At 59.0% G+C, this 13,800-nt stretch carries 9 protein-coding genes, 1 tRNA gene, 2 rRNA genes and 1 pseudogene (1 of these 13 only partly in view); 6 read left to right on the top strand and 7 right to left on the bottom strand.

The window, feature by feature from the left end; translation table 11 throughout:
- Positions 1–400: 400 nt before the first annotated feature.
- The 4 genes from R2E40_RS01650 to R2E40_RS01635 all read right to left on the bottom strand — a co-directional run bounded on the left by R2E40_RS01650 (position 401) and on the right by R2E40_RS01635 (position 4,392).
- A complete protein-coding gene (locus tag R2E40_RS01650) occupies positions 401–2,554 on the bottom strand; it encodes a S9 family peptidase (RefSeq protein ID WP_318164599.1) in 2,154 nt (717 codons plus the stop codon).
- A 224-nt stretch (positions 2,555–2,778) separates the two neighbouring features.
- Positions 2,779–3,210 (bottom strand): DUF411 domain-containing protein, encoded by a 432-nt coding sequence (locus R2E40_RS01645; protein ID WP_011704327.1) that lies wholly within the window; start codon positions 3,208–3,210, stop codon positions 2,779–2,781.
- A gap of 48 nt (positions 3,211–3,258) precedes the next feature.
- Positions 3,259–3,582, bottom strand: coding sequence for a hypothetical protein (locus tag R2E40_RS01640; RefSeq protein ID WP_011704326.1), 324 nt, complete (start codon positions 3,580–3,582; stop codon positions 3,259–3,261).
- An 87-nt stretch (positions 3,583–3,669) separates the two neighbouring features.
- Entirely contained in the window at positions 3,670–4,392 is a 723-nt protein-coding gene (locus R2E40_RS01635) for an SDR family oxidoreductase (RefSeq protein WP_318164598.1), read from the bottom strand.
- Between the two features lie 143 nt (positions 4,393–4,535).
- Here R2E40_RS01635 and R2E40_RS01630 point away from each other — a divergent pair, with 143 nt between their 5' ends.
- From R2E40_RS01630 to R2E40_RS01605, 6 genes and pseudogenes are all read left to right on the top strand, one after another.
- Positions 4,536–5,378: a LysR family transcriptional regulator gene (locus R2E40_RS01630; RefSeq protein ID WP_201886846.1), complete on the top strand. Its 843-nt coding sequence runs from the start codon at positions 4,536–4,538 to the stop codon at positions 5,376–5,378.
- A gap of 78 nt (positions 5,379–5,456) precedes the next feature.
- Positions 5,457–6,056, top strand: a complete 600-nt coding sequence (locus tag R2E40_RS01625) for an NAD(P)H-dependent oxidoreductase (RefSeq protein ID WP_016349118.1) — start codon at positions 5,457–5,459, stop codon at positions 6,054–6,056.
- Positions 6,057–6,126: 70 nt separating this feature from the next.
- The gene (locus R2E40_RS01620) at positions 6,127–7,983 is read left to right on the top strand and encodes a monovalent cation:proton antiporter-2 (CPA2) family protein (RefSeq protein WP_029304384.1); all 1,857 of its coding nucleotides are present in this window, start codon (positions 6,127–6,129) and stop codon (positions 7,981–7,983) included.
- Positions 7,980–8,366, top strand: a complete 387-nt coding sequence (locus R2E40_RS01615; RefSeq protein ID WP_016349116.1) for a SirB2 family protein — start codon at positions 7,980–7,982, stop codon at positions 8,364–8,366. Before R2E40_RS01620 ends, R2E40_RS01615 begins: the two co-directional genes overlap by 4 nt.
- Positions 8,367–8,675: 309 nt before the next feature.
- Complete coding sequence (locus R2E40_RS01610) at positions 8,676–9,662, top strand: helix-turn-helix transcriptional regulator (protein ID WP_005308002.1); 987 nt, start codon at positions 8,676–8,678, stop codon at positions 9,660–9,662.
- A gap of 1,106 nt (positions 9,663–10,768) precedes the next feature.
- A pseudogene (locus R2E40_RS01605) lies at positions 10,769–10,858 on the top strand (phosphoribosylaminoimidazole carboxylase); the annotation flags it as partial.
- Positions 10,859–10,951: 93 nt separating this feature from the next.
- Here R2E40_RS01605 and R2E40_RS01600 read toward each other — a convergent pair.
- The 3 genes from R2E40_RS01600 to R2E40_RS01590 form a co-directional block, all read right to left on the bottom strand.
- Positions 10,952–11,028 (bottom strand) — tRNA-Asp (locus R2E40_RS01600).
- A 98-nt stretch (positions 11,029–11,126) separates the two neighbouring features.
- Positions 11,127–11,241 (bottom strand): 5S ribosomal RNA (gene rrf, locus R2E40_RS01595).
- A 122-nt stretch (positions 11,242–11,363) separates the two neighbouring features.
- Positions 11,364–13,800, bottom strand: a 23S ribosomal RNA gene (locus R2E40_RS01590) (it continues 452 nt past the right edge of the window).

Raw genomic sequence — 13,800 nt, 5'->3', positions numbered from 1 at the left:
TGATTGATTCAGCTCGCCCGTTCCACGGGCGAATGCCGGACAAACCACCGTTCTGCGTCGGCGGTTGCCCATGACCTCGATATGAGGAATCGGGTGAACGGCGAACGTTCCCCAAAAAGCCACCAGCATCCTGTGGTGAGACAGTCGGCTTCATGCCAACCGAAGATAATTGGCCCCGAGGGGGCCAATTAAAGAGTCATAACGGTTTCGATTAAGCACACGGCGCCAACATAAATCAAACAAAAACACAAAATGATGGATATGGATGACGAGAAATTTGAAGCCGATCATTAATTTACTGATCAGAGATTAATTGGATGTGCTACCGGTCGGCAGACAGAGTGGGAGGAGTGAGATTCTTTTGCAGCCCTTGACTGGCAAGGGCTGCAACTGTGGTGACTTATGCTTGTGGCTTGGCCAGATCCAGAATAAACGCGAACTCCAGCGCGATATCCTCGTAGGCCTTGAAGCGACCCGACTTGCCGCCGTGGCCGGCGTCCATGTCGGTGCTCAGCAACAACTTGTTATCATCCGTCTTCAGCTCGCGCAGCTTGGCGACCCACTTGGCCGGCTCCCAGTACTGCACCTGGGAGTCGTGCAAGCCGGTGGTCACCAGCAGGTTGGGATAGGCCTGCGCCTTGACCTGATCGTAGGGGCTGTAGGCCTTCATGTAGTCGTAGTAGCGCTTCTGGTTCGGGTTGCCCCACTCGTCGTACTCCCCGGTGGTGAGGGGAATGGACTCGTCCAGCATGGTGGTGACCACGTCGACGAACGGCACCTGGGCCACCACGCCGCGATAGAGCTGGGGCGCCTGATTGATGACGGCCCCCATCAGCAGGCCACCGGCGCTGCCGCCCATGGCGTAGACCTGATCCCTGGCGCCGTAGCCCTGTGCCACCAGCGCCTCGGTCACGTCGATGAAGTCATTGAAGGTGTTCTGCTTTTTCAGCAGCTTGCCATCTTCATACCAGTGGCGCCCCAGCTCCTCGCCGCCACGGATGTGGGCGATGGCGTAGACGAAGCCGCGGTCCAGCAGGCTCAGCCGGGCGCTGCTGAAGTCCGGGTCCATGCTGGCACCGTAGGAGCCGTAGCCGTAGACCAGCAGCGGATTGGTGTGCGCACCGGCCCCCTCTTGCTTGAACTTGTCCTTGCGATAGACCAGCGACACCGGCACGGCCACACCGTCACGGGCGGTGATCCAGAGCCGCTCGCTGGCATACTGGTCGGCCTTGAAGCCTGCCACCGGCTGCTGCTTGAGCAGGGTGCGCTTGCCGCTGTTCAGATCGAGCTCGTAGGTGGACGAGGGGGTGGTCATGGAGGAGTAGCCATAGCGCAGGGCGCTGGTATCCGGCTCCGGGTTGTAGGCGAGCCAGGTGACATAGGCCGGATCGTCGAAGGCAATCTCCTTCTGCTCGCCACTCTGCCAGTTGACCTGCCGCAGCCGGGTCAGTCCCTGACTGCGCTCCTCCAGTACCAGCCACTCCTTGAACAGGGCATAGCTCTCCAGCAGCACGTCCGGATTGGGGGCGATCACCGCCTTCCAGCGATCCACCGGGCTCTCCTTGGTCTCGTAGAGGCCGAAGTTCTTGCCGTCCTTGTTGGAACGCACATAGAAGCGGCCGCGGTAGTGATCCAGGCTGTATTCGTGATCCACCTGGCGCGGCAGGAACAGCCGCGGCGCCTGGGTCGGCACGTTGGCATCGATGAGGCGCGCCTCGCCTGAGGTGGTGCTGGAGAGGGCGATGACGATGAAATCTTCCGAGGTGGTGGCGTAGAGGCTCACATAGAAGGAGTCATCCTTCTCCTCATAGACCAGCTGATCCTTGGCTGGATCCGTGCCCAGCTCATGGCGATAGACCTGGTAGGGCAGCAGCGTCTTGGGGTGCTTGCGCACGTAGAACACCGTCTTGCTGTCGTTGGCCCAAACCAGATTGCCGGAGGTGTTCTCCAGCGTGTCAGTGGCCCATTTGCCGCTCTCCAGGTCGAGGAACTGGATCTGGTACTGACGGCGGGAGAGGAAATCTTCCACCACCGCCAGCCAGCGATTGTTGCGGCTCACCTCGAGCGCCCCCAGGGCGTAGAACTCGTGGCCTTCGGCACGCTGGTTGCCGTCCAGCAGCAGGCTCGCAGCCTCTTCACCCAGCTTGCTGCGCGAATAGATGGCGTACTCCTTGCCCGGCTCGTAGCGGGTCTGGTAGCGGTAGCCGTTTTTCACGTAGGGCACCGACTCGTCCTGCTGCGGAATGCGGGCCACCATCTCCTGATAGAGCTGGTCGCGCAGCGGCTTGATCGGTTTGAGCATGGCGTCGGTGTAGGCATTTTCAGCCTCGAGGTAGGCCAGCACCTCGGGTTTCTGGCGCTCGTCATCGCGCAGCCAGTAGTAGTTGTCGACCCGGGTATCCCCGTGTTTCTTGATGGCGTGAGGGTGTTTGGCGGCCACGGGAGGCTGGATCAGGGTGTCGCTTGTGGGCATGGCGGACTCATCATTGGCATATGAACAGGGAACGGCGGCCAGACAAGCCAGCAGCAGAAGCCCTCGGGAAAAGGTGAACATGTCGCATCCTTTGCGCTGTAAAAGGGTTGGCGGACCTGAGCCTTGGCTCCTTGGACAGGGGATCAATCTGCCCCTTGTCGCCTTCAGTTGCAAGTTCTCCCGCGCCCTGATGTAAAAGGGCCGCCATCTCGCGATGGCGGCCCCCATACCTGACCGTGAGCGACACGGGCTCGCTCAGGTGTGCCTCACATGATGGAAGTGTGTCTGCTCACGGCCAGTTTTCATCAGCCGGGGTAGCTCGACCAGACCTTGGTCGCGCCCTCGTTGCTGATGCTCAGCACCTGATAGGGCTGACCCGGAATATCCATGCCTGGCGCACTCTGGGGCATGCCCGGAATGGTCAGGCCGCGGATCGCCGGTTTTTCCTTGAGCAGCTTCTGCACGTCGGCGGCGGGTACATGCCCCTCCACCACATAGCCGTTCACCACCCCGGTGTGGCAGGAAGCCAGCTGCGGAGTGATGCCGTACTGCTGCTTGACCGGTTCAAGCTGCTCGGTTTCGACGACCTTGACCTCAAAGCCGTTCTCTTCCATGTGCTTGATCCAGGTCTTGCAGCAGCCGCAATACTGGGACTTGTAGACGGTCATCTGCTCGGTTGCCAGAGCAGAAAAACTGACGGTACCGGCCAGCACGGCCAATAACAGGGACTTGTACATAACTCACCTCGGATAAGAAGAAATGCCCAAAAAACAGGGGGACTCGACTCAACCGAGATGACGGGGCGGACGCTCCAGCCGGTCGGTCGGAACATCCGGCATGAACTGGGAGGGGGAGATGAAATCCGGGGTATCGGGTTCCAGCATGGCAACCGTCAGGCTGTCGCCGGTGAGCACCGTCATGGCGAGCGCCGAGGTGAAGCTGCCGCAGGGCATGGCCTTCTCCAGGGTACGTTCGCTCTGGCTGCAATGAGGCGTCAGGGTACAGAGATCGGTCGCCGCCCGGCTGCCAAACGACATCAGCACCATCAGCAGACTCCACAGGGGGAGCCAGCGGCGGGCGCGAGCGAGTTGGCGACGGGTCAGAACCATGAGACGACTCATTGACGAAAGGTGGCATATGGTAACCCTTGGCCCAGGGGGAGGGTCAAGCCCTCCCCCGCTTCCAGTCAGCCGCCATCAAGGTTGCTGACGGGTGGCCGCCAGCACGATCTCGCGCACGCAGACATTGGCCGGCTGGCTCCATGCATAGAGCACGGCGTCGGCGATCACCTCAGGCGCAATGACGCCCCCCATCTGATCCTTCCAGTCGTGGTAGCCGGCCTTGATGCTCTCGTCCGTGGTGTGGCTGAGCAGCTCGGTTTCCACCGCGCCCGGGGCTATGGTCACCATCCGCACGCCAACATCGGCCACCTCTTCCCGGATGTTCTCGGTCAGGGCGTGCACCGCGAACTTGGTGGCGCAGTAGGCGGCATGGTTCGGGAAGGTCTTGCGACCAGCGATGGAGCTGATGTTGATGATGGTGCCACTGCGGCGGGCCTTCATGCCGGCCAGCACGGCGTGAACACCGTTCAATACCCCCATCACGTTGATGTTGAGCATCTGCTGCCACTCCACCGGGTCCTGCACGTCGGCCTGTCCCAGCAGCATGACGCCGGCGTTGTTGACCAGGCAGCCGACCGGGCCGAATTGCGCCTCGGCCTGCTGGATGGCGGCCTTCATGGCGGCAGTGTCGGTCACATCGACCCCGATGCAGAGGGTATCGGGCAGCACCAGCGCCTGCATGGGCTCGACCCGGCGGGCCAGCAGCAGCAGCGGATGGCCGGTGGCGGAGAAGGCGCGGGCGATGGCGGCACCGATCCCGGCGGAGGCACCGGTGATCACGACGAGAGGCTTGGACATGATGTTTTCCTTCTGATTCAAGAGTCGGTTTGAGCAAACAAGCGGCTGGCCAGCACGGAACGGGATCACTATAGTCACTGCATCCATCAGTGATAAATATTGTTTTCCGCTGGTTATCATCTGAAAAAACTATGGTTGGGCTTATGCTGGATTTGAGACTGCTGCGCTTCTTCATCGCCATCTATGAAGAGAAGAACATCACGGCGGCGGCCGAACGCTGCCACGTCAGCCAGCCCTCCCTCTCGGCGGGGCTGCGCCAGCTGGAAGAGACCCTGGGTGACAGCCTGTTCATTCGGGGCAAGAAGGGGGTGGCGGCCAGGGATCAGGCCCATTACCTCTATCCCTACGCGGTCAAGCTGGTGGAAGAGGCGCGCCGGCTGCCGGCGCTGTTTCGCCAGAAGGCGACGCGTGCGCGGCTCAACATGGCCATCATGCCGGACCTGAGCCGGCGGCGGGTGGCGGGATTACTGCAGCAGGTGCAGGCTGTGCTGCCCGAGCTGGATCTCACCCTCTCCGATTACGGGACGCCTGCCGACTGTCGACTGACCCTGGATGCCCTGCGCCGCGAAGACGAAATCTTCCTGCCGCTGTGGGAGGAGGATTATGTCTTGTGCGTGCGAAGCGACCATCCCCTCGCCAGCCGCCCGCAACTCGAGTTGGCCGAGCTGCAACATTATGATTTTATTGAGTGCCCTCCCTGCGAAGCCCATCAGCAGACCATAGGCCTGCTGGCCTGTGACCGACTGACCCTCAATCTGGTGGCCAAGGCCGAGAGCAAGGGGCTGGTGATGGCGCTGGTGCTGGCCGGGGTCGGCATCAGCTTTCTGCCGGACGGGCTGGTGGAGGACGAAGCGGGTCTGTGTACCGTGCCGGTGCGCGGGCCACGGATGTTCCGGCGCATCGGCCTCTGCTATCCCGCCCACCAGACCCTCAATCCGGCGCTGCGCGAGCTGATCCCGGAACTGGCGAGCCATGGCGCTTCTTGATAACGTCGCTGCTCAATGCATCTTTTTTTTCGCCGGTCGCTTGCACCGGTATTTGGCCCCTCTTCAGATCAGGAACCCATGAAACGCATTCTGGTTATCTTTTCACACCCGGCGCTGCAGAGCTCCCGGGCCAACAAACAGCTGCTGCAGGCCATCGATGGCCTGGAAGGCGTCACCCTGCACGACCTCTACCAGCACTACCCCAACATGTTCATCAACGTGAAGCGGGAGCAGGCCCTGCTGTCTGAACACGACATCATCGTGTTCCAGCACCCCTTCTACTGGTACTCCTGCCCGGCCATCATGAAGGAGTGGATGGATCTGGTGCTGGAGTATGGCTACGCCTACGGCCCGGAAGCCCACGCTCTCAACGGCAAGCAGTGGCTGTCAGCCATCACCACCGGCGGCGCCCCCGAGTCTTATTGCAGTGAAGGCTACAACCAGCGCCCGCTGCTCGACTTTCTGCTGCCGTTCCGGCAGACGGCCCAGCTGTGCGGCATGAGCTGGTTGCCGCCATTCGTGCTGCACTCCTTTCACAAGATCCGGGATCAGGAGGCGCTGCGCCGCTGTGGCCAGGACTATCGCCAGTTGCTGTGTGCCCTGCGCGACGAACAGCTGACCCCGGCCCAGCTTGCCGGCAGCCCCTATCTGCGCGATCTGCTGGAGGTACTCTCATGACCCGCTCTCGATCCGGGCGACGGCCCGGCCTGCCGACATCGGCCTCCACCACAGTACGGAGGATCCGCTGATGGGACATGGTTTGCTGTTCGATGCCTTCATCTACCTCTCCGCCGCGGTGATCGCGGTGCCGCTGGCCAAACGCTGGGGGCTGGGCTCCGTGCTCGGTTACCTGCTGGCGGGCATCATCATAGGCCCCTTCCTGCTGGGGCTGGTGGGTGAACAGAAGGATGTGATGCACTTCGCCGAGTTCGGGGTGGTGTTGATGCTGTTTCTGGTCGGGCTGGAACTCAGGCCGGCGCTGCTGTGGCAGCTGAAGGGACCGATCCTCGGCACCGGCGGGCTGCAGGTGCTGCTGACCACGGCCGCCCTGACCGGCGTGGCCCACCTCATCGGCCTGCCCTGGCAACAGGGGCTGGCCATCGGCCTCATCCTGGCGCTCTCCTCCACCGCCATCGTGCTGCAGAGCCTGCAGGAGCGCAAACTGATGCAGAGCGAGAGCGGCCGCTCCGCCTTCGCCGTGCTACTGTTCCAGGACATCGCCGTCATTCCCATCCTGGCGATCCTGCCGCTGCTGGCCATCGCGCCGGTGGCCAGCAGCGGCAGCTCGGAGCTGGCCGGCTGGCAACACGGCCTGCTGGTGGTGGCCGCCATCTCCGGCATAGTGCTGGGTGGTCATTACCTGATGCGACCGGTGTTTCGCGCCATCGCCCAGTCCCACATGCGGGAGATCTTCGTCGCCGCCGCCCTGCTGCTGGTGATCGCCATCGCCGTGTTGATGGAATCGGTCGGCCTCTCCCCCGCTCTCGGCTCCTTCCTCGCCGGCGTGGTGCTGGCGGACAGCGAATATCGCCACGAGCTGGAGGCAGACATAGAGCCGTTCAAGGGACTGCTGCTCGGCCTCTTCTTCATGTCGGTGGGCGCCGGCATCAACTTCGGGCTGTTTGCCGAGCACCCGCTGCTGATCCCGGCTCTGGTGGTCGGCCTGATGGTGCTCAAGTGGCTGGTGCTGATGGCGCTCGGCTTTGCCATTCGCATCTCGCCGAGTCAGCGCTGGACCTTCGGGCTGGCGCTGGCCCAGGGCGGGGAGTTCGCCTTCGTGCTGTTCTCGTTCGCTGCCCAGAACAAGGTGCTGCCGGGGGATACCATCGCCCTGCTGACGCTGGTGGTGGCGCTCTCCATGGCGCTGACGCCGCTGCTGCTGATCCTCAACGATCGGGTCATCCAGCCCTGGTTCGACTATCGCAACCAGAGTGAATTGCCGCAGCACGAGCAGCCGGAGCTGGTGGAGCACCCGGTCATCATCGCCGGCTTCGGCCGTTTCGGTCAGATCGTGGGCCGTCTGCTGCACGGCCACGGCATCGGCACCACCATCCTCGAGCAGGATGCCAGCCAGATCGAGATGCTGCGCAAGTATGGCTATCAGGTGTTCTATGGCGATGCCAGCCGGCTTGACCTGCTGCACGCCGCCGGCGCCCACAAGGCCAAGCTGCTGGTGCTTTCCATCAACGATCCGGCCACGTCACTCGAAGTGATTGAAATGGTGAAGAAACACTTCCCGCACCTTAAGATACTGGCGCGAGCCCAGGATCGTCCCCATGCTCACGAAATCCTGCGCCAGGGCGTGGGCAGCGTGTACCGGGAAACCCTGGGTTCTGCCGTGGATCTGGGGGTAGAAGCCCTGACCCAGCTCGGCTTTCGGGCCAACCAGGCCTGGCGGGCCGGACAGACCTTCAAGCAGCACGACAACTGGCTGCTGCGGGAGCAAGTCAACTACCTGGACGACGAACACACCTATATCAACAAGAGCCTGCAATACCGGGACATCCTCTCCGATCTGCTGCAAGACGATCAGGAAGGACAAGAGCGCATTCACGCTCACAACTGGAACAGCGGTCTGCCCGACAACGACAAGGAAGCAATATGATTGCCTATTACCCCATGCTCAAACACCTGCACATGACGCTGGCGCTGGTCAGCGTGCTGCTGTTCCTCTATCGCTGGCTGCTGGCCCTGGGGGGCAGTGCCCGCCTGCAGCAGAAGTGGCTGAAGATCCTGCCCCATGTCAACGACACCTTCCTGTTGCTGTTCGGGGTGCTGCTGGCGGTGACCCTGCAAATGAGCCCAGGCCAACAACCCTGGCTGATGGCCAAGCTGATCGCTCTGGTGGTTTACATCGGCCTCGGCGTCATGGCACTCAAGCGCCCTGCGCGCAGCCAGAAGCTGGTGGCCGGCCTCGCTGCCCTGGCGGTATTTGGCTACATGGTGGGCGCCGCCATCACCAAATCCGCCCTGTCCTGGCTGGCCTGATCCAGCCAAAAAATACCAGCCTAATGGAGGGGTACCGGTACCATCCCCTCCACATCATATTCTGCATTTCCCCGTCATTTCTGTTTTTTCCTCTATCCCAAATCCGTAAGACAGCACTTTCATTTGGTGAATTTTCATCATTTTTTAGCCTCGATTGCTGCCCAAAATGATGGCAATTATGTTTAGGATCATGTGGTTAGCTTGGTTTGTATGAAAATGGCGACAGTTGTCGCAGCAAAACTTGCGACATAGACTGTCGCAAGGCATGGCTAGGATACACTCAACGCTAAACCAGTGAAGGCATGCACCATGAGTAAGAAGCTGTTACGACAACTGACCTTGGCGCGTTGCATCCCGCACCGCCCTTACAAGCTGACCGCCAGCCAACTCCAGGTAAAACTGGAAGAAGAAGGCATCCATGTCAGTCTGCGTACCGTGCAACGGGACCTGGAAGAGATGTCCGGCATGGGGTTGTTCGATCTCACCTCGGATGAACGCAGCAAACCACACGGCTGGTGCTTCGAGCGCCATGGCCTCAACGATTTTGCCAACATCATGCCGCTGTCGCTGGCAGTGGCGCTGAAAACCTGGAGCGATCAGGCCAGCCAGCTGTTGCCGGCCAGCGTACTGACCGAACTGAACCCCTTGGTCGACAAGGCCAGCCAGGTGATCCGCGACAGCCAGAGCGAACTGGCTGAACGCTGGCTCGAGAGCGTGCACCAGTCACCGCGTCCGTTTGCTGGCAACCCGGAGATCCGCCGCAGCACCCTGATCCGCGATGCATTGTGGCGCGGTCGCAAGTTCAGTGCCGAGATCCAGCGTGTCATCAAGGAGCGCACGGTATGGCTCTGCTACGACCGCATCAATCCGCTCGGTATCCTGAATCAGGCGGAAGGGCCGACGTTGCTCTGCACCCTGTCCGAGCTGGATCCCAAGGTCTACGGTATCCCGTTTGATCACATCAAGAACGTGGAGCTGACCAACTTCAGCGCGACCCAGCCGAAGGATTTCAATATCCAGAAACTGATCCGCGATCAGGGGTACCAGGATGTCAGCGGACCGATCCGCTTCGTCGGTCGCATCGATGCCAACTGCCCGACCCTGGTCGACGGGCAGATCCCTGGCCACAACCCGCGTATGACCCGCTACGACAAGCGCAGCGTGGTGGTAGAAACCGAGGTGCAGGACACCCCCGAGTTCCGTACCTGGCTCAACAACATGAGCGGGAACCTTGAAGTGCTGGCGCCTGAGTCCTTGCGCAAGGCATATCCGACACCGGGTAGCCGTGTCAGCTGACCACCTCAGAAAAAGCCGGGCCAAGCCCGGCTTTTTGTATTCTTTTTGAGCATATTTATTCAACTAATTTTTAAGTCTTACCCACCGAATTGAGCCTGCTTGTACCATCGTTTTCGCCCCGTTTTTGCGTGTAAGAGATCCGCCATGGCAGCTGTAAGAGGCCACTGTGTCGAACCGTACGCGAAGCCATCTTTGAATCCACATGCTTTCCTGTGAAACAAACTAATTCCATGATTTATATGATTTTATCTCTGTAGTATTGGTCATTAATCCGTTATCACCACGCCAATAACGCCGGGACCTCCCTTGTTCCGCCCCCTGGTTCCCTTAATATGGGTCTCACAAGGACGGAGCTGATTCGGCAGGATGCGGAAACAGCGCATAAGCAGGGAATAAACCACAGGGTGTGGGTAGGGAACACCTCAGGATGAGGCCGATAATCAGGACGGTTATCAAACGGATTGCAGGACACCACGGGACGTGGTTGCGGACACCTCGGGATGAGGCAGAGCAAACAGATTATTGCTCTTCAGGAAGAATATGGACCTCGCAGGAAGCGAGCAGGACAGCTTCAGGATGAGGCGAGACAACCCGGACGGTTGTCTGTCAGGATGACGCAAGGAGCACCACGGGATGTGGTAACGGACACCTCCAGGATGGAGAGAGTGCAGCAATCAGGAGCGATTGCCAGGCTAGGATGGCCACAGGACACCTCAACGGATTGGGAAGGGGATATTCCGAAGGATCAGGATAAAGTCAGGGATTGCAGGGAGCGTTGCAGTTCATGGACTGGACTAGATGACTTGAGGGGACGGCAGCCGCCGTCCCCTTTTCTTTATGTGCATTTTGTACCAGAGCGGGTCAATGACATAGGACTCTATTCGCTGCCACAGCACATAGTGTGTGCCCCTCGATCTCGGCTCCCATATTCATGTCAGCCAAGATACCAGCTCCTCTCAACCCCGCTTCGCGAACGCGGCTTTGGGTTAGTACTGCAGCCGGCAAGTCACTACCCACAAAGCTCCCCTCCATTCGCTCAGACCTTCTTAAATGGTGTATCTTCAATCAAGAAAGGCTCCCAGCCGCAAAGCTGGCTCATTGCCAGCGACCACATCAACTTTCCCGCCCGCCAGAAACACAGGGTGGAATGGACCCATCCCGACATGACCACCGTCTGGCTCTGCGTGTTTTACTGAGTCCCGTGAGGACAAAAGAGGCAATTCGGGGAACATGAGCGCGGTGTCGGAAACGAAAAAAAGCCCAGTCGTTAGACTGGGCTTCTTAAGTAGTGGCGGAGCGGACGGGACTCGAACCCGCGACCCCCGGCGTGACAGGCCGGTATTCTAACCGACTGAACTACCGCTCCGCTGTCTGGTTAGCTTTTTGCTAAATTGTCTGCCGCTTCATTGAGGTGTCATCCTCGCAGCCAGTAATGTGATTCTTCACATCACCGTTTAATTGGGTGCCTGGCAGTGTCCTACTCTCGCATGGCGAATGCCACACTACCATCGGCGCTACCGCGTTTCACTTCTGAGTTCGGCATGGGTTCAGGTGGTTCCACGGCGCTATGGCCGCCAGGCAAATTCTTCAATCTCGGAAAGCTGACGTGAATAACAACTGTCACCTGGTGAGGTGGTCGCTATCACTGAATTAGTAGTTCACTCATTCGCTACAAGGCCAGAAACACTTCTTGGGTGTTGTATGGTTAAGCCTCACGGGTAATTAGTATGGGTTAGCTCAACACGTCGCCGCGCTTACACACCCCACCTATCAACGTTGTGGTCTCCAACGGCCCTTTAGGACCCTCAAGGGGTCAGGGATGACTCATCTCAGGGCTCGCTTCCCGCTTAGATGCTTTCAGCGGTTATCGATTCCGAACTTAGCTACCGGGCAGTGCCACTGGCGTGACAACCCGAACACCAGAGGTTCGTTCACTCCGGTCCTCTCGTACTAGGAGCAACTCCCTTCAATCATCCAACGCCCACGGCAGATAGGGACCGAACTGTCTCACGACGTTCTGAACCCAGCTCGCGTACCACTTTAAATGGCGAACAGCCATACCCTTGGGACCGACTTCAGCCCCAGGATGTGATGAGCCGACATCGAGGTGCCAAACACCGCCGTCGATATGAACTCTTGGGCGGTATCAGCCTGTTATCCCCGGAGTACCTTTTATCCGTTGAGCGATGGCCCTTCCATTCAGAACCACCGGATCACTATGACCTACTTTCGTACCTGCTCGACCTGTCCGTCTCGCAGTTAAGCTGGCTTATGCCATTGCACTAACCTCCTGATGTCCGACCAGGATTAGCCAACCTTCGTGCTCCTCCGTTACTCTTTGGGAGGAGACCGCCCCAGTCAAACTACCCACCAGGCACTGTCCGCGACCCAGATTCATGGGCCTGCGTTAGAACATCAAACATACAAGGGTGGTATTTCAAGGACGGCTCCAGCGCAACTGGCGTCACGCCTTCAAAGCCTCCCACCTATCCTACACATGTAGGTTCAATGTTCAGTGCCAAGCTGTAGTAAAGGTTCACGGGGTCTTTCCGTCTAGCCGCGGGTACACCGCATCTTCACGGCGAATTCGATTTCACTGAGTCTCGGGTGGAGACAGCATGGCCATGGTTACACCATTCGTGCAGGTCGGAACTTACCCGACAAGGAATTTCGCTACCTTAGGACCGTTATAGTTACGGCCGCCGTTTACCGGGGCTTCGATCAAGAGCTTCGCTTGCGCTAACCCCATCAATTAACCTTCCGGCACCGGGCAGGTGTCACACCCTATACGTCCACTTTCGTGTTTGCAGAGTGCTGTGTTTTTGATAAACAGTCCCAGCCATCTGGTCACTGCGACTCCCAACTGCTCCATCCGCAAGGGACTTCACTGTCAAGAGCGAACCTTCTCCCGAAGTTACGGTTCTATTTTGCCTAGTTCCTTCACCCGAGTTCTCTCAAGCGCCTTGGTATTCTCTACCCGACCACCTGTGTCGGTTTGGGGTACGATGACTTGTAATCTGAAGCTTAGAGGCTTTTCCTGGAAGCAGGGCATCAATGGCTTCCACACCGTAGTGTGTTCGTCTCGTGTCTCAGTGTTGTGTCTCCGGATTTGCCTAGAAACACCACCTACGCACTTTCACCAGGACAACCGTCGCCTGGCCCACCTAGCCTTCTCCGTCCCCCCATCGCAATTACAAGTCGTGCAGGAATATTAACCTGCTTCCCATCGACTACGCCTTTCGGCCTCGCCTTAGGGGTCGACTCACCCTGCCCCGATTAACGTTGGACAGGAACCCTTGGTCTTCCGGCGAGGAGGCTTTTCACCCCCTTTATCGTTACTTACGTCAGCATTCGCACTTCTGATATCTCCAGCATGCCTCTCGACACACCTTCGCAGACTTACAGAACGCTCCCCTACCACTCACACTTAGTGTGAATCCGCGGCTTCGGTGCCTGGTTTGAGCCCCGTTACATCTTCCGCGCAGGCCGACTCGACTAGTGAGCTATTACGCTTTCTTTAAATGATGGCTGCTTCTAAGCCAACATCCTAGCTGTCTGAGCCTTCCCACATCGTTTCCCACTTAACCAGAACTTTGGGACCTTAGCCGGCGGTCTGGGTTGTTTCCCTCTTCACGACGGACGTTAGCACCCGCCGTGTGTCTCCCGGATATTACTTACTGGTATTCGGAGTTTGCATGGGGTTGGTAAGTCGGGATGACCCCCTAGCCCAAACAGTGCTCTACCCCCAGTAGTATTCGTCCGAGGCGCTACCTAAATAGCTTTCGGGGAGAACCAGCTATCTCCGAGTTTGATTGGCCTTTCACCCCCAGCCACAGGTCATCCCCTAACTTTGCAACGTTAGTGGGTTCGGTCCTCCAGTTGATGTTACTCAACCTTCAACCTGCCCATGGCTAGATCACCCGGTTTCGGGTCTACACCTTGCAACTAGACGCCCAGTTAAGACTCGGTTTCCCTACGGCTCCCCTATACGGTTAACCTCGCTACAAAATGTAAGTCGCTGACCCATTATACAAAAGGTACGCAGTCACCCCGAAGGGCTCCCACTGCTTGTACGTACACGGTTTCAGGTTCTATTTCACTCCCCTCACAGGGGTTCTTTTCGCCTTTCCCTCACGGT

This window comes from Aeromonas sp. CD (assembly GCF_033349375.1).
GTDB classification, from domain to species: Bacteria; Pseudomonadota; Gammaproteobacteria; order Enterobacterales; family Aeromonadaceae; genus Aeromonas; species Aeromonas hydrophila.
This window is presented reverse-complemented; position numbering and strand designations above follow the sequence as displayed.